Genomic DNA, 24,452 nt, shown 5'->3' with positions numbered 1-24,452 from the left:
GTTCGCCCACCCTGACTCCTGAAGTTGATCGATCGGGGTCAACTCTAACTCGTCGTCAGATTCCCTCTCGTCTGTGGTTCCCGCCCCCCACTGCGGCCCGGAAGTGACTAGGATGGTTGCACCGGTCAAACAACAGTGACAAGGAGCATCGATGTCCCACATGTCCGAGCTGCAGGCTGAGCTGGAGAACGCTTCTGGCGCCTATGAGGAATTCGCTTCCCGCGGGTTGAAACTTGATATCACCCGAGGCAAGCCGGCAAGCGCGCAACTCGACCTGTCGGCAGATCTTCTGAACGCAGTGACAGGTGGCGATGTCATGACTCCGGGCGGTGTCGATTCCCGCAACTATGGAGGGCTGGACGGAATCGTCGAGCTGCGCGAACTCTTCGCCCCGCTGCTCAAGGTCCCCTCGGACCAGTTGCTGGCCGGCGGAAACGCCTCGCTGACTCTCATGGCCCAGGCTCTGACCTTCGCTCTCCTGCACGGAACTGTCGCTGACCCACGACCCTGGGGCCAGAGTCCGCACAAACTCATCTGTCCGGTCCCCGGCTACGACCGACATTTCACCCTGGCCGAGTCTCTGGGTTTCGAACTCCTCAGCATCCCCATGGATTCCGAAGGTCCAGTCGTCGCCGAGGCACAGCGTCTGGCGCAGGACGAGACGGTCAAGGGAATGTGGCTGGTACCCATGTACTCCAACCCGACAGGCATCACGATCACGCAGAAACGAGCCCGTGAACTCGCTGCGATGCCAGCAGCGGCCCCTGACTTCACTCTGCTGTGGGACAACGCCTACGGGCTCCACCACCTCCGCGATGAGCATCCCGAAGCCCTCGACATCCTCAGCATCTGCGCCGAAGCAGGACACCCGGAACGCCCATGGATCTTCGCGTCAACGTCGAAGATCACCCATGCCGGAGCGGGAGTGTCCTTCTTGGGTGCAGGCCCGGAGACCAGCGACTGGATCCGGGCGAATCTGGCGAAGATTTCGATCGGTCCCGATAAGGTCAACCAGCTGCGTCACCTGCGCTTCTTCTCCGACCCGGCGGGCGTCGAGGACCACATGCGCCAGCATGCGAAGATCATCGCACCGAAATTCGATGCGGTGCTGAACACTTTGGAGCGGGAGTTGGGCGGCAAGGGCCTGGCTCAGTGGACTCAGCCCGACGGCGGATACTTCATCACCCTGACCACCTTGGAAGACACGGCGGAGCGGATCGTGAAATTGGCCGCCGAGGCTGGGGTCAAGTTGACGCCGGCCGGTGCCACCCATCCCTACGGTGTCGATCCCCACAACAACGTCATCCGCATCGCTCCGACCATGCCCACCGTCGAGGACGTCGAATTGGCGGCACAGGGTCTCGTCGCCTGTGTGAAGCTCGCCAGCTACGAGAAGCTCTTGGCTGGCTGAGGCGAGCTGCCGCCGCGTCGTCTGCGCGCTGTCGGCACGTCTGATCCAAAAGAACTCCTGGTCGGTTGTTGAAACCGACCAGGAGTTCTTTCGCTGCGCTGTCAGCGCTTGTGCTGTGCTGTCAGTGCTGAGCCTCAGTACTCGTAGAAGCCGCGACCTGACTTGACGCCCAGCAGACCGGCATCAACCATGCGTGAGAGGAGCACCGGTGGCTTGGCGGCAGGATCGCCGGTTTCGGAGTAGATGCTCTCTGCCGCGTACAGGCAGGTATCGAGACCGACCAGGTCGACCAGTTTGATCGGCCCCATAGGGTGCGCGCAACCGCCCACCATTCCCGCGTCGATGTCTTCCTTGGTCGCGAACCCGGACTCGAGCATACGGATCGCGCTGCACAGGTATGGGATGAGCAAAGCGTTGACGATGAATCCGGGACGATCCTCGGCTTGGATCGGATTCTTGCCCAGCACCTCGGCGACGAACTCCGTGACCGTGTCACGAACCGAATCGGATGTGAGGACGGAAGAGACGATCTCAACGAGTGGCTGGACCGGGGCCGGGTTGAAGAAATGAACCCCGAGAACCCGCTCGGGACGTGAGGTCGACTGTGCGAACCGGATGATCGGCATCGATGACGTATTCGAGGCGAGGATCGCATCGGGATCAGTCACGACTTCGTCGAGTTCGGCGAAGATCGACTTCTTGATGTCCTCGTTCTCGCTCGCGGCCTCGATGACCAGCTGACGATCGGCGAGGTCGCCGATGTCGGTGGTGAATCGCAGCCTGCCCAGGGCCGCATCACGAGCTTCGGAATCGAGTTTTCCCTTCTCGACCGCACGAGCCAGGGACTTCTCGATGCGCGCACGCCCCGCTGCTGAGGCCTCGTCGTTGATCTCACGAACGATGACGTTGAGACCCGACTTCGCAAGCACTTCGGCGATACCGGCTCCCATGAGTCCACTTCCGATGACTGCGGTGCGTTCAATGCTCATCTGCTGCTCCTTCTGTTGAGGTGTCTGTTCGTCATGTGTGTCACGGCTGTCTGGCAAGGAACCAGTCGGACCCGCGGATGGCCTTCATCGCCTCTCGCCGACGTTCCTTGGGCAGGGTCTGAACGTAGACCTGACCGTCGAGGTGAGCGACCTCGTGCTGGAGCATCTGGGCGAAGACCTCCGTGCCGGAGATCTCCACCGGTGAGTTCTCCGCGTCTACACCGCGCACACGAGCAAACTCGTAGCGCAGCGTGGGGAAGAACAGGCCCGGAACTGAGAGACAGCCTTCCTCGATGTCGCGCAGCTCTCCACCGACCTCGACGACCTCCGGGTTGATGACATACCCAGTGCGGCCGTCGAGGTCATAGCCGAATGCCCGCACGCCCACACCGATCTGCGGAGCTGCCACAGCGGCCCGCCCCTCCGGCAGAGACGTGTCCACGAGGTCTTGGGCCAAGGCCTTGAGCCCGTCGTCGAAGACGGTGACCGGTGCACATGGACTGCGCAGCACTGGATCACCCCACAGGCGAATGTCGCGCTCAGCCACCAATGACCACGACGAGGTCGCCGCCTTCGAGCTGCTGGACGTTGCCGATGGCGATCCGCGAGACAGTACCGGCCGTCTGAGTCGTGATAGAGGCTTCCATCTTCATGGCCTCGATCGTCGCGACTGTTGCGCCGGCCTCGACCCGCTGCCCCTCTTCGACCTGCAGTGTGACAACGCCTGCGAACGGGCTGGCCACGTGACCGGAGTTCGACGGGTCGGCCTTCTCCGCTGTCTTGACGTCGCTTTCGACCGCGCGATCACGAACCTGCAGCGGGCGCAGCTGACCGTTGAGGGTGAACATCACCGAGCGCATGCCGCGCTCGTCTGTGCCGCTGATGGCCTGCACCCCGATGAGGAGGTCCTTGCCCTTCGACAGTTCAACCGCATGCTCCTCCCCCGCAGTCAGACCGTAGAGGTATTCCGAGGTCTCGACGACGGACAGGTCACCGTAGTCGGCGCGCATCTGCTCGAATTCCTTGGTCGGTCCAGGGAACAGGAGCGAATTGAGCTTGGCCTGACGTGCGGTGCCCGGCGTCTCCAATGCCGTTGCATCCTCGGGTGCGAGATCCTCGGACACAGCCTTGTGTGTGCGCCCTGCCAGAGCCTTCGTGCGGAACGGCTCGGGCCATCCGCCTGGAGGATCTCCGAGGTCGCCGCTGAGGAAGCCGATCACCGAGTCCGGAATGTCGAACCTGTCCGGATTCTCTGCGAACTCCTTAGGGTCGACGCCGGCTCCCACGAGGTGAAGTGCGAGGTCACCGACCACCTTCGACGAGGGTGTGACCTTGACGAGGTGGCCGAGGATCGCATCAGCTGCAGCGTACATCCGTTCGATCTCTTCGAACCGCTCTCCCAGGCCCAGCGCCACGGCCTGCTGGCGCAGATTGGACAGCTGCCCGCCGGGGATCTCGTGCCGATAGACACGTCCGGTCGGTCCGGCCAGTCCGGATTCGAAGGGTGCATAGACCTTACGGACAGACTCCCAGTACGGTTCGAGATCGCTGACAGCGTTGAGACTGATCTGGGTGTCGCGTTCGGTGTTCTCGAACGCTGCCACCAGAGCGGACAGGCTCGGCTGGCTGGTGGTGCCGGCCATGGCGGCGGATGCCGCGTCGACTGCGTCGGCACCGGCTGCCGCAGCAGCGCAGAGAGTGGCCAACTGACCACCGGCAGTGTCGTGTGTGTGAACGTGGACGGGCAGGTCGAAGTTCTCCCGCAGCGCCGTGACGAGTTTCGTCGCAGCAGCAGGGCGCAGGAGCCCGGCCATGTCCTTGATCGCGAGCACATGGGCCCCGGCTCCGACGATCTGTTCGGCGAGCTTCAGATAGTAGTCGAGCGTGTAGAGCTCTTCTCGCGGATCGAGGATGTCGGAGGTGTAGCACAGGGCAACCTCGGCGACCGTGGTGTTCGTGGCACGAACTGCTTCGATGGCCGGGCGCATCTGTTCGACGTCGTTGAGTGCGTCGAAGATGCGGAAGATGTCGATGCCGGTCCGGGCCGCCTCATCGACGAAGGCATCGGTGACCTGGGTTGGGTACGGAGTGTAGCCGACGGTGTTGCGACCGCGCAGAAGCATCTGGAGGTTGATGTTGGGCACGGCGGAGCGCAGTGCGGCCAGTCGCTCCCAGGGGTCCTCACCGAGGAAGCGCAGCGCAACATCATATGTCGCACCGCCCCAGGCTTCGATGCTGAGCAGCTCAGGCGTCATCCGGGAGACGTGTCCGGCGACGGCCAGCAGGTCACGGGTGCGCACGCGGGTGGCGAGCAGAGATTGGTGAGCGTCACGGAACGTGGTGTCAGTGACAGCCAACGGAGTCTGGTTCCGCAGCGCCTGGGCAAAGTCGGCAGGACCGACCTCGAGGAGTCGATTGCGGCTTCCCGGCGTCGGATCTGTGCCGAGATCGATGTCGGGAAGCTTCTCTCCCGGGCGGATGCGCACGCTGGGCTCGCCATTGGGACGGTTGACGGTGACGTCGGCCAGATAGTCGAGGATCTTTGAACCGCGATCCGCGCTGACGCGAGCGTCGAGCAGATGTGGGCGTTCTTCGATGAATGAGGTTGCGAGGTCTCCAGCGATGAATGACTCATCTTCGAGCACAGCCCGCAGGAAGCCGATGTTCGACGATACGCCGCGGATTCGGAACTCGGCCAAGGCGCGTCGTGCGCGAGAGATCGCCTGCTCGAAGTCACGACCACGGCAGGTGAGTTTGACCAGCATCGAGTCGAAGTGCGCGCTGACTGCGGCACCAGCGTGGACGGTTCCTCCATCGAGTCGGACACCGGCGCCACCGGCAGAGCGGTACGCAGTGATGGTTCCCGTGTCGGGACGGAAAGCGTTCGCGGGGTCCTCGGTGGTGATGCGGCACTGGAGGGCAGCACCCTTGATCCGCATGTCGTCCTGAGTCAGGCCGATCTCCGCCAGAGTCTCTCCGGAAGCGACGCGCATCTGGGAGGCGACCAGATCGACGTCCGTGATCTCCTCTGTGACCGTGTGCTCAACCTGGATGCGCGGGTTCATCTCGATGAAGACGTGCTGACCCTTGCGTGGTCCATCGGTCTCGAGGAGGAACTCAACGGTTCCAGCGTTCTGGTAGCCCAAAGCCGCAGCGAATTTCAGGGCATCTGCGTGAAGTGCGGCGGCGATAGCCGGATCCAGATTTGGAGCAGGTGCGATTTCGACGACCTTCTGGTGACGACGCTGCACGGAGCAGTCGCGTTCGAAGAGGTGAATCGCGTTCGAGTCATTGTCGGCAAGGACCTGCACTTCGATGTGCCGCGGACGCTGCACAGCCTGTTCGATGAATACAGTGGGATCTCCGAAGGCTCCCTCAGCTTCGCGCATAGCGGCCTTGAGTGCGTCCTCCAACTCTGAGGATTGCGCAACCCGGCGCATACCGCGCCCGCCGCCGCCGGCCACAGCCTTGACGAAGAGGGGGTATTCCATGGATTCCGCATCGGCCAGCAACTGAGCGATGTCGGCAGAGGGACGGGTCGAGTCGAGTACGGGAATCCCGGCATTGCGTGCGGCCGTCAGGGCCTGCACCTTATTGCCGGCAAGTTCAAGCACATCGGCCTTGGGGCCGATGAAGATGATTCCTGCCTCATGGCAGGCTCGGGCCAGGTCGGGGTTCTCCGACAGGAAGCCGTAGCCGGGGTAGATGGCGTCGGCTCCGCATTCCTTGGCAACGCGCAACATCTCTTCGACGCTGAGGTAGGCACGAACAGGGTGCCCTTCTTCGCCGATCATATAGGCCTCGTCGGCCTTCATGCGGTGTTCGGAGTTCCGATCCTCATACGGGAAAACAGCGACAGTGGAGGCACCGAGCTCGTACGCTGCACGGAACGCGCGAACGGCGATCTCTCCACGATTTGCCACAAGAACTTTAGAGAACATCTGTGTCTCTCACTTCTGTATCGATCGCCTAGAGGCGATAGTCGACGGGCTGTCGAGGAACTACTCTACTCAGTGACGCAGAGCACTCGAATACAGGGGGTCTCATTTTGATCCCGCTGCCACGCCCGGCGTGGTCGTGACTGCTCAGACCGGCTGGATACGTTAACGTAGGAGGGTGCTTGTCCTAAGTATCAGCAGCCTCAAAGGCGGAGTCGGTAAGACGTCCGTGACACTCGGTCTTGCCTCGGCCGCATACAACCGGGGAATTCCGACCTTGGTCGTCGACATGGATCCGCAAGCGGACTCCTCGACCGGCCTCGATGTCCCGACGTCGACGCGTGTCGATATCGCCGATGTGCTTGCTGCTCCCAAGTCCCAGAAAATCCTGTCCGAGGCGATCATCCCCTCCGGGTGGGTGGGCGACGAGCTCGGACACCTCGACGTGATCTCCGGCTCTCCCCGAGCTGCGGAATTCGATCGCCCCTCGCTGTCAGAGAGGTATCTGCGGCGTCTTGAAGACGCACTGAGTCGCGTCGCCAAGGGGTATCGGCTGGTTCTCATCGACTGTCCACCGAGCCTCAACGGGCTCACACGGACCGCGTGGACGGCCAGCAGTCGGGTTGCAGTGGTGACGGAGCCCAGCCTATTCTCCGTGGCGGCTGCGGATCGCGCTCTCCGGGCAGCAGACGAACTGCGCCAACGAGGAACCTCAGACATCCAACCACTGGGTCTTGTGGTCAACCGCGTGCGCGCGGGTTCGCACGAACACGACTATCGCATCAGCGAGATGCGAGAGATGTTCGGACCCTTAGTGCTCAATCCGCCATTGGCTGAACGTGCCGTGATGCAGCAGGCCCAAGGTTCGGCCCGTCCCATCCACTCTTGGCCCGGAAAACCGGCAGAAAAAGTGGCAACATCATTCGATTCACTGCTGGAACGCGCTCTCCGCTCGGAGAACATCCGTCCGCGCAAGACCCCGGATCAGTAGGCATCCAGCGACACGCCCAGTGTCAGCGGACTGGGCTTCCACGCGACATGTCGCATCTTTCGTGACGCGCTGCAGTTGAGATGCGGCACTTCGCAGTTGAGTTCAAGTTCAGACCCATGCTGGCTCGGTTGCGTCCCTCCTGCGCCTCCTCTCGGTCGCCATAGGCCACTGGATCCACCCGTGTGCGGCTGTTGACTGTGTTGCGATACCGGCTTGCTTGGAGATACCGCGATGGCTCGCTGCAAGGCCTGGATGCTGTTGATGAATATGAGTGTGGCCCGTCCTCACGGACGGGCCACACTCATCAATCCCCCATGGTGTCCCGCTCAGGGACTGCCCGGCGTCCGGGCGATAAGCTGTTCAGCCGAGTCTCTGCGCTCTTCGCTGTGCGAGTTCATCCATTTCGACCACGGCAGAATCATCTTCGGGAAGACGTTCGCTCGGCAATTCGGAGAGGCTTCCTTCTACTTCGTTCCAGACACGACCGACGGCGATGCCGAAGACGCCCTGTCCGCCCTGCAGGAGATCGACGACCTCATCGGGAGAGGTGCATTCGAAGACGCTGGCTCCATCTGACATCAGGGTGATCTGTGAGAGATCCCGGACTCCGCGCGACCGCAGGTGGTCGACCGCAGTGCGGATCGACTGCAGTCCGACGCCGGTGTCGAGGAGCCGCTTGACGATCTTGAGAACAAGGATGTCACGGAAGCTGTAGAGCCGCTGACTGCCTGATCCCGTTGCGTTGCGAATCGACGGGGTCACCAGGTCGGTGCGTGCCCAATAGTCGAGCCGGCGATAGCTGATGCCGACGACCTTGCACACGGTCGGACCACGGTAGCCGGCCTCTTCATCGAGGACGGGCAGATCGTCGTCGAACAACAGTCCTTGGGCGGCTGGTGGTATTGGCGTCGGCTCGACGCTTTCATGACTTGAGCGGTTCACACCGACTCCTCCTTATAGTCCCTGGGGGAAGCGAGCTCGCTTTGAAGGGCAGAGAACATAACCATTCTAGCTCTCTTCTCAGCGAACCTACAGTGGGATTCAACATCTCCAAGCTATTCTTCCGGGCCCTTCAGGACAAACACCTCAAGGTAACGATTTACGCGTGTCGCCGTTATCGCAGTATTCGAACACTTGATCCGCGGTCAGACACAGGGATCGAAGCCCCGTTGGGTACCCGCTCAGTCGGTCTCAGACTGCGCTTGGTCGTCCTTGGCGCCTGTGGATCCCTGTGGCTTTTCATCCTCGGGCTTCCGGTCCTCCGCTTTCTTGGGTTTGGAGCTGGTGAGGAGCTTGGTTTTGACGGTTGACGCGTATTTGTCGACGTACTCCTGACCGGATAGCCGCAAGATCTCGTACATGATCTCATCGGTGACGGAGCGCAGAAGGAACCTGTCGGTTGGAAGCCCCTCGTACTTGGAGAAGTCCATGGCGGACCCGAACACTATCCCGACACGTCGAAATTTTGGGATCAGACGGCCAGGGGGCTGGATTTGGTCGGTGCCGATGATCGCGACGGGAATCACTGGGGCACCGGACTCGAGGACCAGGCGGGCGATTCCAGTGCGGCCGCGGTAGAGCTTGCCGTCCGGTGATCGTGTGCCCTCCGGATAGATGCCCAGAGAGTTCCCTTCCCGCAGCACCTTGAGGCCGGATTCCAGAGAGGCCTGCGAACCGGAACCCCCAGCTCTGTCCATCGGCAGCTGATTGTTGAGTTTGAAGAACCAGCGAGTGACGGCACCCTTGAGGCCGCGCCCGGTGAAATAGTCCTTCTTCGCCAGGTAGACGACGGGTCGGGGGGCGAGCAGGGGTACGAAGATCGAATCCATGAAGTGGTTGTGGTTTCCCGCGATGATCGCGGGGCCGTCGGACGGGAGATTGTCCAAACCGCGCACCCAGGGGCGGAAGAGAATCCGCAGAATGGGTCCGGCCACGACTCGTTTGAGAAACCAGTAGAACACGAGCACCCTTCCCTGTCACGACTCTTTGTCGTCCTCGGACATCATATATCGACACCATCACCGCACATTCATGCCATGCTGAAGCTATGGAGATCGACTACTCACCACAACCGGTGCCGACTGCACCTTACCGGCAGATTGCTCCGGACTCAGCGTCTGCTGTGCTGTTTCTCCATGGGATCACCGGTTCTCCGGCCGCGTGGTTCCCCATCGCTCGGGGATTGAGTCATCACGGAATCAGCGTCAGCGTGCCGCTGCTTCCCGGACACGGCACTCGATGGCAGGACCTCAATGCCACGACCTGGTCCGACTGGCTCGACGCCGCGAATACTGAACTTAAGACACTCTCTCGAACCCACTCCCGGGTAGTCGTGGCCGGCCTGTCAATGGGCGGTGCACTGGCATTGGCACTGGGTGCCAGCGATTCGCCTCCCGACGAGCTCGTCCTCGTCAATCCGGCCCTCTACATCGATTCCCCGCTGACACCGATTCTGCCCGTTCTCAAACACGTTGTCGCCTCTGTGCCGGCGATCGGCGGAGACATCGCGCATCCGGACCGCTGTGAATATGCTTACGACCGCACACCTGTGGCCGCCATCGCCTCGTTCGCTTCGGCACAGAGAACTCTTCGCGAAGACCTCTGGCGGATCGAATGCCCGGTCACACTCTTCGTCTCCGGTCGCGATGGCGTGGTCGGTCCGCGAACCCTCCGGACCTTGCGGTCACGTCTGCCCCAGCGGCCGACGATCCTGTCCCTGCGGCGGTCCAAGCATGTAGCCACCCTTGACGTTGACGCGGACATCATCGCCGAGGCGATCCTTGAGAAGGCGACATCCGCCGATCGCGTAACGCCGCGAACCCCCGACGCCGGGGAATAGAGACACTAAGAAGATTGCTGAGAGAGGACATGGACGACGAGGAGAACGAGGACTGGCGCGACGAAGTTCCCGAGTCCGAGCGGCTCGGTGACTCCTCGCGCATCAGTGACAGTCACTGGGAAGATCTCGTCAATCAGATTGCCGAGCCCAGCGCGATGATGGGAGATATGCCGGTCGATGAGGTCAGAGAGAGACTCGAAGAAGAAGAAGGGTGGGAACCCGGGCCAGCTGAGCCGATCGGCTGGCGCACTGCCTCGCCGACTCTGATGCTCTCTGTGATCGCGACGTTCGGCGCTGTCCTGCTGTTGGTTCTCGGCGCGATCTTCTTCCGACCGCTGCCCGGCTGGTTCCTGCTGGTCGGCATCGCTGTCGGCCTCGGTGGGGCGGTCGGACTGTTCTTTCATCTCCCGACGAACCATTCGTCTGACGGGGGCAACGGTGCCTCTGTCTGATCCCGGAGTCGAACCTCGGACCGGTTTCTGTGTCAGGGGAGAGTGAAAGACTGGGGCACATGCCCACCCCATTCGACCGAGCTCCGACAGCTAGCGCCTCTAAGCAGCTGTCGTTCGACAGCCTCGGCACTCCACTCCACGAGATCACATTCGTCATCGTCGACCTGGAGACAACCGGCACAACGGCCGGTAAGTCGGAGATCACGGAGATCGGCGCGGTCAAGACCCGCGGCGGTGAGATCCTCGGAGAATTCCAATCTCTGGTCAAACCTGAGGAATCGGTGATCAGCCCGTTCGTGGCACGTCTGACCGGCATCACTCATGCCATGGTCGATGATGCTCCCTCCATTCGCTCAGTGCTGCCAAGCTTCCTGGAGTTCTCCATCGGTGCAGTGTTGGTTGCGCACAACGCTCCCTTCGACATCGGATTCCTCCGCTCAGCCTGCGAAAAGCTCGACTACCACTGGCCCCAGCCGACTGTCCTCGACACCGTCACCCTGTCTCGACGAGTGGTGAGTCGCGATGAGGTCCGCAACCACAAGCTGTCGACGCTCGCTGCTCACTTCGGGACCGAGGTCTCTCCCGACCACAGGGCACTCTCCGATGCCAAAGCCACGGGAGAGGTACTGCATCGGGTGCTCGAGCGGTTCGGCGGCTATGGCATCACGACTCTCGAAGAACTGGCCACGGTTCGCCAGGCCGGGTGGGCGAAGCGCCAGGCTAAATCGCATCTGGCCAAGGGAGTTCCGTCCGCACCGGGCGTCTACATGTTCCTCGATGGAACTCGACGAGTCCTCTACATCGGCAAATCGGGCAACATGGCACGCCGAGTCCGCGGGTACTTCAACGCTTCGGAGAACCGCGGCCGGATGGCTGAGATGATCACAGCAGCCCAGGAAGTCAGCTGCCTGCCGTGCGCGCACGCGCTTGAGGCCGAGGTCAGAGAGATTCGTCTGATCGGAGAGCTCGCCCCGCCGTACAACCGTCGTTCGAAGAACCCTGAACGCAATTCCTGGATCGTGCTCAGCGATGAAGCATATCCCCGTCTGTCGGTCGTTCGGTCGAACACAGCATTGGAGAAGTCACCCGCAACGCCAATGGGCCCGTTCCGGTCACGTAAGACAGCCCAGGCGGTGAAGGAGCTTCTCGACACTCTCTACCCGGTCAAACGGTGCACGGCGAAGATCACGCCCGCCAACCTCAGTTCGCATCGTCCGTGTGTGAGTTCTCAGGTCGGTCAGTGCGGAGGACCCTGCGCGGGGGTGAGAGACAGACAGGCCTACCTGACCGACATCACCGGGCTGATCACGGTCATGGACGGGGACTTTTCATCGCTGCGCAGTCTGTCGACACAGCGAATGTCCCGATTGGCCACCGAAGCCAGGTACGAGACAGCCGGCGAGGTGCGCGATGCCATGCGTGCGAGCCTCTCAAACGCAGCACGGGCCGAGTCAGTTCGTGCACTGCGGGAAATACCTGAGATCCTCGCGTACACTCCAGGACCGGAGGGCGGACTCGATCTCGCGGTCATCCGACACGGGAAGTTGGCCGCCGCCACACACACCCGTGGCTCGGGGGACGTCGACGAGGCCTTCGCCGCCATCCGCGCGACTGCGGAATGGGTCCCTGCACCAGGGAAACTTCCGGTAACCTCCGACTCTCTGCCCGAAGAGACGCGTCTCCTGTCCCAATGGCTGCAGTCAGCGACCCTGACCTCGATGCAGGGAGCTTGGGCGCTCCCCCGTACCGGGGCCAACTTTCACGCGCAGGAATCAGGGACGGTTCGTCTCGGCGACCCTGTGTGAGACCTCAATCAGCTGACTAAGCTTCTGTGCACCGAGACCGGCATCGACTGTCTCCTCTGCAATGACCAGCTTCGCCGCCATCCGCTCCGTCAGGCTACCCACCCCCGACTCATCGGCCGCGACTAGCGCCGCTGCTGTATTGATGAGCACGATGTCGCGTACCGGTGACTTCTCTCCGTTGAGCACCGATCGGGTGATCTCAGCATTCTGTTCAGGGCCGCCACCGCGCAGATCGTTCTTTGTGACACGTTCAAGGCCCAGGTCCTGGGCATCGAAGGTCATGTGTTCGACCTCACCGTGACGAATCTCCCACACATCATTGACGTCGGTGTTGCTCAATTCATCCAGCCCATCCCGCGAACGGAACACGAGCGCCTGGTGACCACGCTTGGCCAAGGTTCCGACGACCAGGGGTGCCATCTGAGCATCAGCGACACCGATCGCGGTATGACGAGCGCGGGCCGGATTTGTCAGCGGTCCGAGGATATTGAATGCGGTCGGCACATTGATCTGACGTCGAACTGCCGCCACGAACTGCATCGACGGATGGAAGACGTTGGCAAAGCAGAACGCCAGGCCGACCTCCTTCGCGATGATCCCAGTCTGTTCCGGCGTAATGTCGAAGCGAACACCGAGAGCCTCGAGCACATCGGCGGAGCCAGAGGCAGAGGAAGTCGCACGGTTGCCATGCTTGACGACACGCTGCCCGCTCGCGGAGATGATCATCGCCGCGGTTGAGGAGATGTTGGCAGTCTTTGCCCGATCGCCACCGGTGCCGACGATGTCAACAGAATCCTCGAGACCCGGCAACTGCACGGCGTGGTCCATCATGGCGGAGACCAAACCGGCTATTTCGGCAACAGTCTCACCCTTCGTGTGATGTGCCACGAGAAATGCGGCCATTGTCACATCGGGGGTCTGTCCCGACATGATCTGGTCCATTGCCCACGCTGCGGCAGACTCGCCGAGATCCTGCTGGTGCATGAGTGTCATGAGCAGATCGGGCCAGCTGTAGGAGGCGCCCTCGGATGTGGTTCGGAGCCCGGAATCCTGTGTTTCCGGGCCTGTCGTACGCGGTGTCTCCGTCATCCGAATGAACTCTCCTTAGGAACTTCCACCACCTCTGACTACGAGATGGAACTTACCTGCGGAATCCTATCCTGTCTTCGACACGCGGGGGCAAGGTGATCCCGATACGAGATTCCGGCACCAAATCAAGGTTTTCGCTACACGGTGTAGAAAAATATTCACCGAAAGCTGGGTAAAAGATGAAAACTCACCCCGAGACGAGTAATAATGGGGTTGTGTCAACTGCCACTGCATCTCAAACAGCGCCAGCACATCCGGTTGTCAATCGTCCGAATGTGACCACGGTGGGCTTCATCGTGTTCCTCGCGAGCGACCTGATGTTCTTTGCCGCGCTCTTCGCCATGTACTTCACCATTCGATCCGTCGTACCGGAATTATGGGAGACCCAGACAGAGGTCCTCGACATTCCATACGCGCTCGGCAACACGCTCATTTTGGTGTCGTCTTCATTCACCTGCCAGCTGGGCGTCTTCGCAGCAGAAAGGTTCCGGCCGCGCCGCACAGGCTCTCTGTTCAACATCGCCAAATGGGGAATGGTCGAGTGGTTCTACCTCACCTTCCTCCTGGGTGCGATCTTCGTCTCCGGTCAGGTGATGGAATACGCCACTCTGGTCAGCGAGGGGATCGCCATCAACACAGATGGCTATGGCTCCGTCTTCTACCTGACCACCGGGTTCCACGGTATTCACGTGACCATCGGACTCATCTGCTTCCTGCTTGTGATCGGACGAGCATATGGAGCCAAGAAGTTCGGTCATCATGAGGCCACATTCGCGATTTGCGTGTCCTACTACTGGCACTTCGTCGACGTCGTCTGGGTGGGTCTCTTCGGAGTCATCTACCTCCTCCAGTAGTCGGCTCGAGATGCTCGGCCATTCGGACTCACAACATTCAAAGCAAAGGACGATCACGTGAAGCTTTTAGCAGATCGCCGCAGGCATCCAATGGCACTGGTTGTGCTGCTCTTGGTGGGCCTGCTGATGACTGGTGGAGCCTACGCACTCTTCACTCAGACCTCGAGTGCCAAGGCAGATACTGCCAGCGCATCGGATGTCGACGAAGGCAAGAAGCTCTTCGCCGCGAACTGTGCAACATGCCACGGTCTCAGCGGCGAGGGATCGAAGGCTGGGCCGGGTCTCATCGGTGTCGGAGCCGCGGCCGTCGACTTCCAGGTCGGAACCGGACGTATGCCGCTGCAGGCCAATGGCCCGCAGGCGCGGACCAAGGAACCTCAGTTCGATGAGGACCAGACTGCTCAGCTTGCCGCCTATGTCGCCTCGCTGGGCCCTGGGCCCGCGGTTCCTGCGGACGAAAACATCGACGCGTCCAAGGGCGATCCTGCAGCAGGTGGCGGACTCTTCCGCACCAACTGCGCCATGTGCCACAACGTGGTCGGCGCCGGCGGTGCTCTCACACGAGGCAAATACGCTCCAAACCTGTCGGATGTCTCCGAGAAGCATCTTTACGAAGCGATGCAGACCGGCCCGCAGAATATGCCAATCTTCAACGACGCGAACCTGACTCCTGAAGACAAGCGCGACGTGCTCGCCTATGTCAAAGAGGTCTCAGATACTCCCTCACCGGGTGGCTTCAAGCTGGGCTCCCTGGGGCCTGTGGCTGAAGGACTCTTCATCTGGTTCTTCGGACTCAGCGCGGTCATCGGACTGACAGTATGGCTGTCATCCAGGGCAAAGTGAGTCAGTCAATGTCGTTCAGTAACCACCACGAGAAAAGACGGGGAATTCAATGACCTCGAAAGACCACTTCGGCGGCGGCAGCCAGCTCGAGGAGTTGAATGGGTTCACGAACCCGGGGCTGCCGGAACACAAGCCCCGGATCGCTGACCGAGATCCGAAAGCCGCGAAGGTCGCCGAACGCCAGGTGGCGTTGTGGTTCGTCCTGTCCATGGTCGGAACCATCTGGTTCATCGTCGCCTATTTCCTGTTCACCCCTGGCGAGACGATGGCGAGCATTCGTCTCCACAACACCTCTATCGGCCTTGGTGCCGCGGTAGCGATGTTCTCCATCGGCTTCGGCGCTGTCCTCTGGGCGAAGAACCTCATGAGCGATCATGAGGGAATCGATGAGCGTCACGACATCGGAGGCAGTGAAGAGGACCAGGCTGTTGCCCTCGAGATCCTGCACCAGGCGAAGGAGGAGTCGGGAATCGCTCGACGTCCTCTTCTGCGCAATACACTCATCGCGGCACTGGCCATCGCTCCCCTGCCTGCAGTCCTTGTCTTCCGCGACCTGGGGCCGCTGCCTGGGGACAAGATGTTCCACACACTCTGGGATAAAGGCGTTCGACTGATCCAGGATCCGGGCGGCATTCCATCGATGGAATCCGAACGCCCGATCAAGGCAGACGACGTCACCATCGGTTCGGCCTATCACGTGCTGCCATCCGGCATCGGCGATGAAGAGAACGCTGAGCACCCGCTGAATGAGAAGGCCAAAGCTGCCGTTCTCCTCATGCGCATCAATCCCAACGAACTCAAAGAGGATCCGGATCGCAAAGGCTGGTCACACGACGGTATCGTCGCGTACTCCAAGATTTGCACCCATGTCGGTTGCCCCGTCGCACTGTATGAGCACCAGACACACCATCTGCTCTGCCCTTGCCACCAGTCGACCTTCGATGTGACCGAACACTGCAAGGTCATCTTCGGCCCGGCCAAACGTCCACTTCCGCAGCTGCCCATCTCGGTCGACAGCGACGGCTACCTGGTCGCACAGTCGGACTTCCCTGAGCCCGTCGGACCTACGTTCTGGGAGATCAATCACCCATGAGTACTACACAACCCACAACCACCATCGGGAAGGCCGCGAACTTCGCCGAAACGCGCGTCGGGGCTTCGGTCCTCGTTCGCGAGTTCGGACGGAAGATCTTTCCTTCCCACTGGTCGTTCATGCTCGGCGAGGTCGCTCTCTACAGCTTCGTCATCGTTATCCTCTCCGGAACGTTCCTGACCTTCTTCTTCACCCCGGCAATGGGTGAGATGCACTACCAAGGTCCCTGGGCGCCGCTGCGCGGAGTCGAGATCTCAGAGGCATACAATTCGACCTTGGCGATCTCATTCGAGATACGCGGTGGTCTGTTCATCCGCCAGATGCACCACTGGGGCGCATTGCTGTTCGTTGCCGCACTCAGCATCCACATGTTGCGAGTGTTCTTCACTGGTGCGTTCCGGCGCCCTCGCGAGCTCAACTGGATCGTCGGTGTGCTTCTGGTCATCATGGGTATGGCGGCAGGTTTCACCGGCTACTCACTGCCCGATGATCTGCTCTCGGGCAACGGTCTGAGGATCATTGACGGAATCGTCAAATCACTGCCCCTAGTCGGAACGTATCTCTCGTTCTTCATCTTCGGCGGCGAGTTCCCCGGCACCGATATCGTCGCTCGGCTCTACTCGCTTCACATTATGATCGTCCCTGCGCTGCTGATCGCTTTGATAGGCATCCACCTGGTGTTCGTCGTCGTGCACAAGCACACGCAGTACCCCGGTGCAGGCAACACCGAGAAGAACGTGGTGGGCGAGCCTGTTCTGCCGACCTTCGCGGCCAAGGGCGGAGGGTTCTTCTTCCTGATCTTCGGTCTGGTGTCGCTGATTTCAGCCTTGTTCACGATCAACCCGATCTGGAACTACGGACCCTACGACCCATCACCAGTGTCTGCAGGCACGCAGCCCGACTGGTACATCGGTTGGGCAGACGGCTTCCTGCGCATCGTTCCAGGCTGGCTCGAGTTCTACATCGCCGGTTGGCCGATCTCATTGAATATCAACAGCGCGGTCGTTGTCATGGGCGGCGTCTTCGGAGCCATGTTCATCTATCCGTTCTTCGAGTCGTGGCTGCTCAAGGACAAGCGTGAACACCACATCCTCGATCGCCCGCGCAACAATCCCACCCGTACTGCCATCGGTGTTGCAGGAATCATCTTCTACTGCAACATGTGGGCCGCAGCCTCGGGCGATATCGTTGCCGTGTTCTTCCAGATGTCACTCAACGACATGATCTATATATTCCGTATCCTCTTCTTCGTTGGGCCGATCATCGGCTACATCATTACGAAGCGGATGTGCATCGGTCTGCAGCGCAAGGATCGTGAGATCGCACTGCACGGACGGGAGACGGCCAACATCATCCGGCTCCCCCATGGCGAGTTCCTTGAGCGTCACGAAGCTCTGCCTCCCCACAAACTGTGGAAGCTGACAGCATTCGAGTCGCCTTCGCACACGCCGGCGGAACCGAATGCGGACGGGAAGATCACCGGACTCGAGAAGTTCCGTGCGAAGCTGTCCAAGTTCTTCTTCGAAGACCGTGTTTCGCCGGTGACGAAGCGGGAGCTCGATGCATCGCATCACGACCATGATTCGGTTGAGTCCAACACCCACAACCAGATCGGTTACTGATATAGCCGGAGTTCACGATTCGCCATCCTAGCGAATCGGACGGCACGAATGAGGGGCCCAGCATTACTGCTGGGCCCCTCATTCGTGCCGTCATCGATCTTGTCCGCACCCTTCACCTTTGATGATTGGGGGGGATTTGTCAACGGGTGAGTCAACGACTGAGGTGGTCGCTGCGCGAGAGGCCGAAGGGACGAGACTTCGGGCATGTCGCTAGCGCGCGGGTCCGACACCCCACTGCCGCAACTCTCCAGTTCCAGACTGACGCCCTCCCCTTTGGCGGCTCTGCGCAAACGAGAGTGTATGTCGTTGATCAGGTGGGCCGACTCTTGGATGATGGTTGGGTGAGCGCAAGATTTCGTGCACGCCGACAATTGGCCGATCGAGTCGTACGAAGTGCTGCTGACTGGGCTGCGGCCGGCCAGGACATTCACGGCACATCGTAAATGAGAGTGTAGAACCGGTCTGAAACCACCGGACTCAAGTAGGCACCTCGCGATGTAATGAGTCAGGTTACGAAACCCGAGTGCCGATCCTCGAAGGTGCTCGAGGCGACCATTGATCGATTCGGTGGGCCCATTCGACGTTCCGGGCCTCGTGAAGAACGCCAATACATCCGCTGCGCGTCGCTTCAGCGTCCTCCCCAACCGTCTCAACTCAATCAACCCGGCAAGCAGTCCTGCCGACAAGACATCGATGAAAGCCTGCAAGAGCCTCTTGCCTTCGCTACGGTCCTCGGCCCGGTAAGCAGCCACGATGTCTTGGTAGATGGCCCAGGTGACTTCGACTTCGGTGAGGTTCGCATCAGCGAAGAGACTGGCGATCCGTTCTTGTTGTCGTCTCGTGAGCAGGTCCGTGCCCGTGTGCAGCGTCCTCCTTGCCCGATACAACGGATCCGCAGCTCGTCCACGATGTCCAGTTGTCTCCTGTTTGACTGCGGCCGTATGGTTTTGTGAGACAGGTTTTAAGGAGTCCTCACAAACATGACTACCACCAGGAAGAAGTACACCCGGAAGTTCAAGGACGAAGCCGTCGAGCTCTTCCTCGCCGACCCGGGCAGCCCCTGGCAACGAGGAACGAATGAAAACACCAACGGGCTGACGCGACAATTCCTGCCGAAGAAGACCGACCTCGGGGCCTACGACCAATCAGCTCTCGACGTCATTGCCCATGAGCTCAACACCCGACCCCGAAAGTGTTTGAGCTTCCGAACACCGCTCGAGGCCCAGCACGACCTCACCACCCGAAAACCAGAGGTGTTGCCTTGACGATTTGAATCTAAGTCGGCTTTTTTCGCGGCGGAGCTCGACCGCCCATCCAAGTAGTCGTCGATTTCATCGACAACAACCGCGACGAGTTCGGAGTCGAGCCAATCGTGCGCGCCCTTTCAGGGACTGCTGCACGGATTGCTGTGAGCTCGTATTACGCGTACAAATTACGCCAGCCTTCAGCCCGTGCTGTCCGGGACCGGGAGCTCAAGACCGCCATCCGGGACGTCTACGAGGCGAACTATTCCTGTTACGGGGTGCGGAAGATGTGGAAGGCGATCAACCGCGAGTATGCGGACCGGTTCGGGAATATCGCTCGGTGCACGATCGAGCGGTTGATGCACCAGCTGGGCATTGACGGGGTTCGTCGTCGGCGGAAGCGTCCGAAGACAGCCTCGGCCAGGGCCGAGGAGTGCCCGGAGGATCTCGTCGAACGCGAGTTCACAGCTGAGGGTCCGAACTGTCTCTGGGTCGCCGACATCACCTATATTCCAACCCAGGCTGGGTGGGTATACACAACGTTCATTCTCGACGTCTTCCACCGCGAGATCGTGGGCTGGCAGGTGACGAATCATATGCGTGAGTCGCTGGCCAGGGACGCGTTGACGATGGCTCTGGCAGCGAAGTTCCGGGCCGGCGAAGACGTGTCCGGGCTTGTCCACCACTCGGATCGCGGAGTCCAATTCAGGTCGATTCGCTATGGCGAGACTCTGGCAGAATCCGAGATCGTGGCGTCGGTGGGGTCACGCGGGGACTCATACGATAATGCCATGGCTGAAGCACTGAATTCAGTCTACAAAGCGGAACTGATCGACCGTCGCGAATGGTCGGGGTTGATCGAGGTGATGGCAGCGACATCGAAATGGATCGGGTGGTACAACCGGCAACGACTGCATTCGGCGATCGGATATCGACCTCCGTTCGAGGTCCAAGCTGAGTGGACCAACCAGGGTGCGACCGCGAGCGTAGCTGCATAGAAAACCAGGAAAAACAGCCTCTATGAAACCCGGTGCTTGACAGTGTCCTGACGCCACACGTGGCCACATTCGAGGCACTTGTAGCGACGCAGGCGGATATGCAGTGTCGTTGGCCTGTGGCCGAAGGGTTCGTGGGCCAGGCGACGCAGGACGGTGTCGCGGACTTCGCCGTGGCCGCCACATCGCCGGCACCATTCATCGGTGGAGTTCGGTCGGCATTTCAGCACCGCTTTGTGGGCGGTGATGTGTTGGCCGGTGCAGGTCAGGTCAAGGGTGTCGAGGCGGGCGAATGTCGTGAGGTCAGGGGTTGAGAATATAGGGTTGTCCACGTCGAGGTCTTTCGGATGGAGTGTGTGAGAACTTCCATCATCGGGAGACCTCGACGTCTATCCGGGTAGCGACTCGCTCGGTTTGAAATTCATCGGCCTACACTCTCGTTTGCGAAGAGCCCCTTTGGCCTGACTCATCTTATCAACGCGAGTTGATGGTGTCACAGCCCTCAACGTGGCTCAACGTGGAGGCACTATCGTGGACCGTCTCACCCAAGTCTGCGATGAGGATAGCTGCCGCCTGGTGGACAGTAACTCCAGCCCAATTGTTGTGGACCAACGGCTCCAGCGACGTCGGCCCCGCTCATACGCCGATAGACCGAGAGACGAACATGCGATTCCTGATTCGATCCCTCGCAACCAAGCTCATGGTGGGGATGAAGGGCAAAAGCTATGGCCGCCGCTGAATCGGTTCCGTGAGTTTCACGAAGGAGAGTCTGGCGGACAGACACCACGTCAATCGCGAACGACCCACAAGTCCTCCGCCGGGTGAAGACAGGCCCCTCGGCGTAAAACGGGCTCAAAGAAGCTTTAAGGCGGCTATGAGGGCCCTCTGCCTTGTCCCTCAGGCCAATACAATGACCATTGATGTCGGGCGCGTATGCCAAGCCGCGGCGAGTAGGACTGTCAGCGATCCTGCGCGGGCATGTTCGCGGAAAGCGGGCGGCATCGTCAGCGGGTGCTGGCAGGCAGATATCTACCCGGCAACCAGGTTGGTGGTGTGCTGTCCTTACCCAAGTCGCGAGGAACCTCGGACGGCTGTGGACTGAGGGGTGAGGGAGGCCGCGGCCCGGGCACACAAGCGCCTTCGGGTGCCGCGCGGAGTTGCACCCCGCGTCGCTCGCCAGCGACCTGCCACGAACGTCGAATACGTGCATCGCTCCCAGACCTGAAGACACTGATGGCCCGGACTCATTTGAGTCCGGGCCATCGGCGCTATCTGTTAACAGTGTTCGCTCTGCAACGAATCAGTGGGCGTGGTCCCCACGATCGTGTTCGTACGAAAGTCCGACGAGAGAGACGAGTCCGAGTACGGCACCGAAGGGGAAGATCCACCAGCCCATGGCGATTCCGTAGAAGGCCACAGCGGCCGACCCGGCGCAGGCGATCGGCCACCAGCTCCATGGGCTGAAGAAACCGTAGTCTGCGTCGGCATCGGAGATCTCTGCCTGCTCGGAATCCTGTGGCTGACGTCCGACCCGACGGTCGGTCAGCCACAGGTAGACACCGATCATGCCGGACATGACTCCGGTGAGAAGCAGGGCAGGGAATCCGACCATCTCAGTGAAATCCGTGAAGAAGCCGTAGACAACAGCCACAATGACGAAGAACACTGCGTTGACCAGGAAAAGCGTGATCGACGACTTCACTTGACGTTACCTCCGGCGAGTTGCGGTTCAGTGGTGCCGTGCCCGGCGTATTCGAGCAGCTCCGGATGGTTCACATCAAAGGCCGGACGCTCTGAACGGATGCGAGGCAACGAAGTGAAGTTGTGGCGCGGGGGTGGGCAGGAAGTCGCCCACTCCAGCGAACCGCCATAACCCCACGGATCATCGACCGTGACCTTCGGCGCATTGCGGGCGGTGATCCACACGTTCCAGAAGAACGGAACCATCGACAGACCCAGCAGCATCGCACCGACAGTGGACACCTGGTTCATCCACGTGAAGCCATCCTGGGGAAGGTAGTCCGCGTAGCGACGTGGCATACCGTCGACTCCCAGCCAGTGCTGGACGAGGAACGTGCCGTGGAAGCCGATGAACAGCATCCAGAAGTGGATGTGTCCCAACTTCTCGTTGAGCATCTTCCCGGTCCACTTCGGCCACCAGAAGTAGAAGCCGGCGAACATCGCGAAGACAACCGTGCCGAAGATCACGTAGTGGAAGTGGGCGACGACGAAGTAGGTGTCCGAGACCTGCTGGTCAAGGGCAGGGCTGGCCAGGATGACACCGGTGAGACCACCGAAGAGGAATGTGACGAGGAACCCGATGGACCAGACCATCGGAGTCTCGAAGGTGATCGACCCACGCCACATCGTGCCCACCCAGTTGAAGAACTTCACACCCGTGGGAATCGCGATGAGCATCGTCATGAACGCAAAGAAGGGGAGGGCGACAACACCGGTGACGTACATGTGGTGGGCCCACACAGTCACCGACAGCGCTGCAATCGCAATCGTTGCGAAGACCAGTTCCTTGTAACCGAAGACAGGCTTACGGCTGAAGACAGGGAAGATCTCGGTCACGATGCCGAAGAACGGCAATGCGATGACATAAACCTCGGGGTGACCGAAGAACCAGAACAAGTGCTGCCACAGGACTGGTCCCCCGTTGCCGGGACTGAAGACATGGGATCCCAATATTCGGTCAGCGCCCAACACCAGAAGAGCTGCTGCCAGAGGCTGGAAGGCCATGAGGACCAGAATTCCGGTGATGAGTGTGTTCCAGGTGAAGATCGGCATGCGGAACATGGTCATACCAGGAGCACGCATCGTGATGACGGTGGTGATGAAGTTGACAGAGCCGAGAATCGTGCCGATTCCCTGCAACGCCAAGCCGAGAACCCAGAGGTTGCCGCCAGCGCCTGGAGTGAACGTGGTGTTGCTCAGCGGCGCGTACGCAGTCCATCCGAACGAGGCTGCACCCTGGGGGGTGAGGAAGCCGGAGATGGCGATCAGCGAACCGAAGAGGTACATCCAGAAGGCAAACGCGTTCAGACGTGGGAACGCCACGTCGGGAGCACCGATCTGCAGGGGCATGATGACGTTGGCGAAGCCCGAGAAGAGTGGTGTCGCGAACATCAGCAGCATCAAGGTGCCGTGCATCGTGAACAGCTGGTTGTACTGTTCCTTCGTCTCAATGATCTGCATACCGGGATCGAAGAGCTCGAGACGGATGATGAGCGCCATGACGCCGCCGACGCAGAAGAAGAAGAACGAGGCGATCAGGTACATGTACCCGATCGTCTTATGGTCAGTCGACGTGATCCAGTCGACGATGATCTTGCCCTTGCTCCGCGGAACAACAGGGGCGTCAAGGACCGACTGGTTCATCGTTGCGGTCATTTTTCAGCACCTTCTTTCGGGTACCAGTTGCGATCGTATTCAGGACCGAGCTGACCAGTGTTGCCGTCGTCGGCGAGAGACTTGGTGTAGTCGTCGAACTCGGCCTTGGACACGACCTTCACATTGAAGAGCATCTCCGAGTGGTACTCACCACACAGCTCGGCACACTTGCCCACGTACTCGCCTTCTTTCTCGGCGCGCAGATGCAGACTCTGGTCATGACCAGGAATCATGTCGCGCTTCTCGAGGAAGGCGGGGACCCAGAACGAGTGGATGACATCGCGTGAACGCAGTCTGATCTCGAGGTCGGTGTCGACCGGGAGGTAGAGGGTCGGTGCCTTCTCCCCCGGCTTCTCAGAGCCGTCGAGGTGGACCTGCGTTCCCGCGAAGTACACGTCTTGATTGACGTAGTTGAAGTCCCATGCCCATTGCTTTGCGGCGACTTCGATGACCTGTTCACCGGGAGTGGTGTCGTCGGTGGTCTTGTCCATTACCTGGACGCTCTGGAAGAAAAATCCGAGGACCAGGATGACTGGAGTGACCGTGAACAGGATTTCGATCGGCATACTGTAGCGCAGCTGCACAGGCAGTCCGCGATCGTTCTTGCGGCGGCGGTAGGCGATCATCGCCCACAGAATGAGGCCCCACACGATCAGCCCCACGATCAGCAGGGCGATCCATGCACCGTTCCACAGTGAGGTGTATGCCTCGGTGTGGTTGGTGGCGCCCTTCGATTCGGCGGGGAAGAATCCTGTGGAGATCTGCTCTTTCGTGCAGCCGGACAGCAACGCCAGTACAGCGACGGCGCCCAGAGTGCCGAGCCGCTTCGCCCAGGACCTTCCCGGTCCTGCCTGATTCGGAGAATCCACGTGCAGCCTTTCACAACCGTAT

General features: G+C 60.5%; 19 protein-coding genes, 3 pseudogenes and 1 other annotated feature. Of the genes and pseudogenes, 11 read left to right on the top strand and 11 right to left on the bottom strand.

The window, feature by feature from the left end; all coding sequences use genetic code 11:
• Positions 1-151: 151 nt before the first annotated feature.
• A complete protein-coding gene (locus AAFP32_RS08205) occupies positions 152-1,411 on the top strand; it encodes an aminotransferase class I/II-fold pyridoxal phosphate-dependent enzyme (RefSeq protein WP_350271381.1) in 1,260 nt (419 codons plus the stop codon).
• Positions 1,412-1,545: 134 nt separating this feature from the next.
• Here AAFP32_RS08205 and AAFP32_RS08200 read toward each other — a convergent pair whose 3' ends face one another.
• The 3 genes from AAFP32_RS08200 to AAFP32_RS08190 are packed head-to-tail and all read right to left on the bottom strand — an operon-like array spanning position 1,546 to position 6,341.
• Entirely contained in the window at positions 1,546-2,400 is an 855-nt protein-coding gene (locus AAFP32_RS08200) for a 3-hydroxybutyryl-CoA dehydrogenase (RefSeq protein WP_350271380.1), read from the bottom strand.
• Positions 2,401-2,440: 40 nt separating this feature from the next.
• A complete protein-coding gene (locus AAFP32_RS08195; protein WP_101618706.1) occupies positions 2,441-2,947 on the bottom strand; it encodes a peptide deformylase in 507 nt (168 codons plus the stop codon).
• Positions 2,940-6,341, bottom strand: coding sequence for a pyruvate carboxylase (locus tag AAFP32_RS08190; RefSeq protein ID WP_350271379.1), 3,402 nt, complete (start codon positions 6,339-6,341; stop codon positions 2,940-2,942). The genes AAFP32_RS08195 and AAFP32_RS08190 overlap by 8 nt, the downstream gene beginning before the upstream one ends.
• Positions 6,342-6,516: 175 nt before the next feature.
• On the opposite strand from AAFP32_RS08190, the gene AAFP32_RS08185 reads away from it, so the two are divergent.
• Positions 6,517-7,329 (top strand): ParA family protein, encoded by an 813-nt coding sequence (locus tag AAFP32_RS08185; protein WP_350271378.1) that lies wholly within the window; start codon positions 6,517-6,519, stop codon positions 7,327-7,329.
• A gap of 360 nt (positions 7,330-7,689) precedes the next feature.
• Here the strand turns inward: AAFP32_RS08185 and AAFP32_RS08180 are convergent, their stop codons facing one another.
• Together AAFP32_RS08180 and AAFP32_RS08175 are read right to left on the bottom strand one after the other, a co-directional pair.
• On the bottom strand, positions 7,690-8,271 hold the full coding sequence (locus AAFP32_RS08180) for a MerR family transcriptional regulator (RefSeq protein WP_101618709.1): 582 nt from the start codon (positions 8,269-8,271) through the stop codon (positions 7,690-7,692).
• Between the two features lie 239 nt (positions 8,272-8,510).
• Positions 8,511-9,290: a lysophospholipid acyltransferase family protein gene (locus AAFP32_RS08175; RefSeq protein WP_101618837.1), complete on the bottom strand. Its 780-nt coding sequence runs from the start codon at positions 9,288-9,290 to the stop codon at positions 8,511-8,513.
• An 86-nt stretch (positions 9,291-9,376) separates the two neighbouring features.
• Between AAFP32_RS08175 and AAFP32_RS08170 the strand changes: the two genes are divergently transcribed.
• Genes AAFP32_RS08170 through AAFP32_RS08160 form a run of 3 tightly spaced genes read left to right on the top strand, consistent with a single transcriptional unit; the run spans position 9,377 to position 12,425 of the window.
• Positions 9,377-10,168 carry an alpha/beta hydrolase gene (locus AAFP32_RS08170; RefSeq protein ID WP_350271377.1) on the top strand — a complete coding sequence of 264 codons (792 nt, stop codon included), beginning with the start codon at positions 9,377-9,379 and terminating at the stop codon, positions 10,166-10,168.
• Between the two features lie 29 nt (positions 10,169-10,197).
• Entirely contained in the window at positions 10,198-10,620 is a 423-nt protein-coding gene (locus AAFP32_RS08165) for a hypothetical protein (RefSeq protein WP_350271376.1), read from the top strand.
• A gap of 59 nt (positions 10,621-10,679) precedes the next feature.
• A complete protein-coding gene (locus AAFP32_RS08160; protein ID WP_350271375.1) occupies positions 10,680-12,425 on the top strand; it encodes a DEDD exonuclease domain-containing protein in 1,746 nt (581 codons plus the stop codon).
• Here AAFP32_RS08160 and trpD read toward each other — a convergent pair.
• On the bottom strand, positions 12,393-13,514 hold the full coding sequence (gene trpD / locus AAFP32_RS08155; RefSeq protein ID WP_350271374.1) for an anthranilate phosphoribosyltransferase: 1,122 nt from the start codon (positions 13,512-13,514) through the stop codon (positions 12,393-12,395). The two genes, AAFP32_RS08160 and trpD, sit on opposite strands and share 33 nt — an antisense overlap.
• 284 nt (positions 13,515-13,798) lie before the next feature.
• Between trpD and AAFP32_RS08150 the strand changes: the two genes are divergently transcribed.
• Genes AAFP32_RS08150 through AAFP32_RS08135 form a run of 4 tightly spaced genes read left to right on the top strand, consistent with a single transcriptional unit; the run spans position 13,799 to position 17,926 of the window.
• A complete protein-coding gene (locus AAFP32_RS08150) occupies positions 13,799-14,368 on the top strand; it encodes a cytochrome c oxidase subunit 3 (RefSeq protein ID WP_101618714.1) in 570 nt (189 codons plus the stop codon).
• A gap of 57 nt (positions 14,369-14,425) precedes the next feature.
• The gene (locus tag AAFP32_RS08145) at positions 14,426-15,211 is read left to right on the top strand and encodes a cytochrome c (RefSeq protein WP_350271373.1); all 786 of its coding nucleotides are present in this window, start codon (positions 14,426-14,428) and stop codon (positions 15,209-15,211) included.
• A gap of 49 nt (positions 15,212-15,260) precedes the next feature.
• Positions 15,261-16,304 (top strand): ubiquinol-cytochrome c reductase iron-sulfur subunit, encoded by a 1,044-nt coding sequence (locus AAFP32_RS08140; protein WP_101618716.1) that lies wholly within the window; start codon positions 15,261-15,263, stop codon positions 16,302-16,304.
• Positions 16,301-17,926, top strand: coding sequence for a ubiquinol-cytochrome c reductase cytochrome b subunit (locus AAFP32_RS08135; protein ID WP_350271372.1), 1,626 nt, complete (start codon positions 16,301-16,303; stop codon positions 17,924-17,926). The genes AAFP32_RS08140 and AAFP32_RS08135 overlap by 4 nt, the downstream gene beginning before the upstream one ends.
• Positions 17,927-18,366: 440 nt before the next feature.
• Here AAFP32_RS08135 and AAFP32_RS08130 read toward each other — a convergent pair.
• Positions 18,367-18,858, bottom strand: a pseudogene (locus AAFP32_RS08130) (transposase); the annotation flags it as partial.
• A gap of 96 nt (positions 18,859-18,954) precedes the next feature.
• Here AAFP32_RS08130 and AAFP32_RS08125 point away from each other — a divergent pair.
• Both AAFP32_RS08125 and AAFP32_RS08120 read left to right on the top strand, forming a co-directional pair.
• Positions 18,955-19,191 (top strand): annotated as a pseudogene (locus tag AAFP32_RS08125) (transposase); the annotation flags it as partial.
• A 17-nt stretch (positions 19,192-19,208) separates the two neighbouring features.
• Positions 19,209-19,337, top strand: a sequence feature (AL1L pseudoknot).
• Entirely contained in the window at positions 19,299-20,168 is an 870-nt protein-coding gene (locus AAFP32_RS08120; protein WP_350271211.1) for an IS3 family transposase, read from the top strand. It overlaps the preceding feature by 39 nt.
• A gap of 41 nt (positions 20,169-20,209) precedes the next feature.
• Here AAFP32_RS08120 and AAFP32_RS08115 read toward each other — a convergent pair.
• The 4 genes and pseudogenes from AAFP32_RS08115 to coxB form a co-directional block, all read right to left on the bottom strand.
• Positions 20,210-20,497: pseudogene (locus tag AAFP32_RS08115) on the bottom strand (transposase family protein); the annotation flags it as partial.
• Between the two features lie 968 nt (positions 20,498-21,465).
• Positions 21,466-21,867 (bottom strand): cytochrome c oxidase subunit 4, encoded by a 402-nt coding sequence (locus tag AAFP32_RS08110; protein WP_350271371.1) that lies wholly within the window; start codon positions 21,865-21,867, stop codon positions 21,466-21,468.
• Entirely contained in the window at positions 21,864-23,561 is a 1,698-nt protein-coding gene (gene ctaD / locus AAFP32_RS08105; protein WP_350271370.1) for a cytochrome c oxidase subunit I, read from the bottom strand. Before ctaD ends, AAFP32_RS08110 begins: the two co-directional genes overlap by 4 nt.
• The gene (coxB, locus tag AAFP32_RS08100) at positions 23,558-24,430 is read right to left on the bottom strand and encodes a cytochrome c oxidase subunit II (protein WP_101618720.1); all 873 of its coding nucleotides are present in this window, start codon (positions 24,428-24,430) and stop codon (positions 23,558-23,560) included. The genes ctaD and coxB overlap by 4 nt, the downstream gene beginning before the upstream one ends.
• Positions 24,431-24,452 lie beyond the last annotated feature (22 nt).

The sequence above is a fragment of the Brevibacterium sp. CBA3109 genome (assembly GCF_040256645.1).
In the GTDB taxonomy this organism is placed as follows: Bacteria; Actinomycetota; Actinomycetes; order Actinomycetales; family Brevibacteriaceae; genus Brevibacterium; species Brevibacterium koreense.
This window is presented reverse-complemented; position numbering and strand designations above follow the sequence as displayed.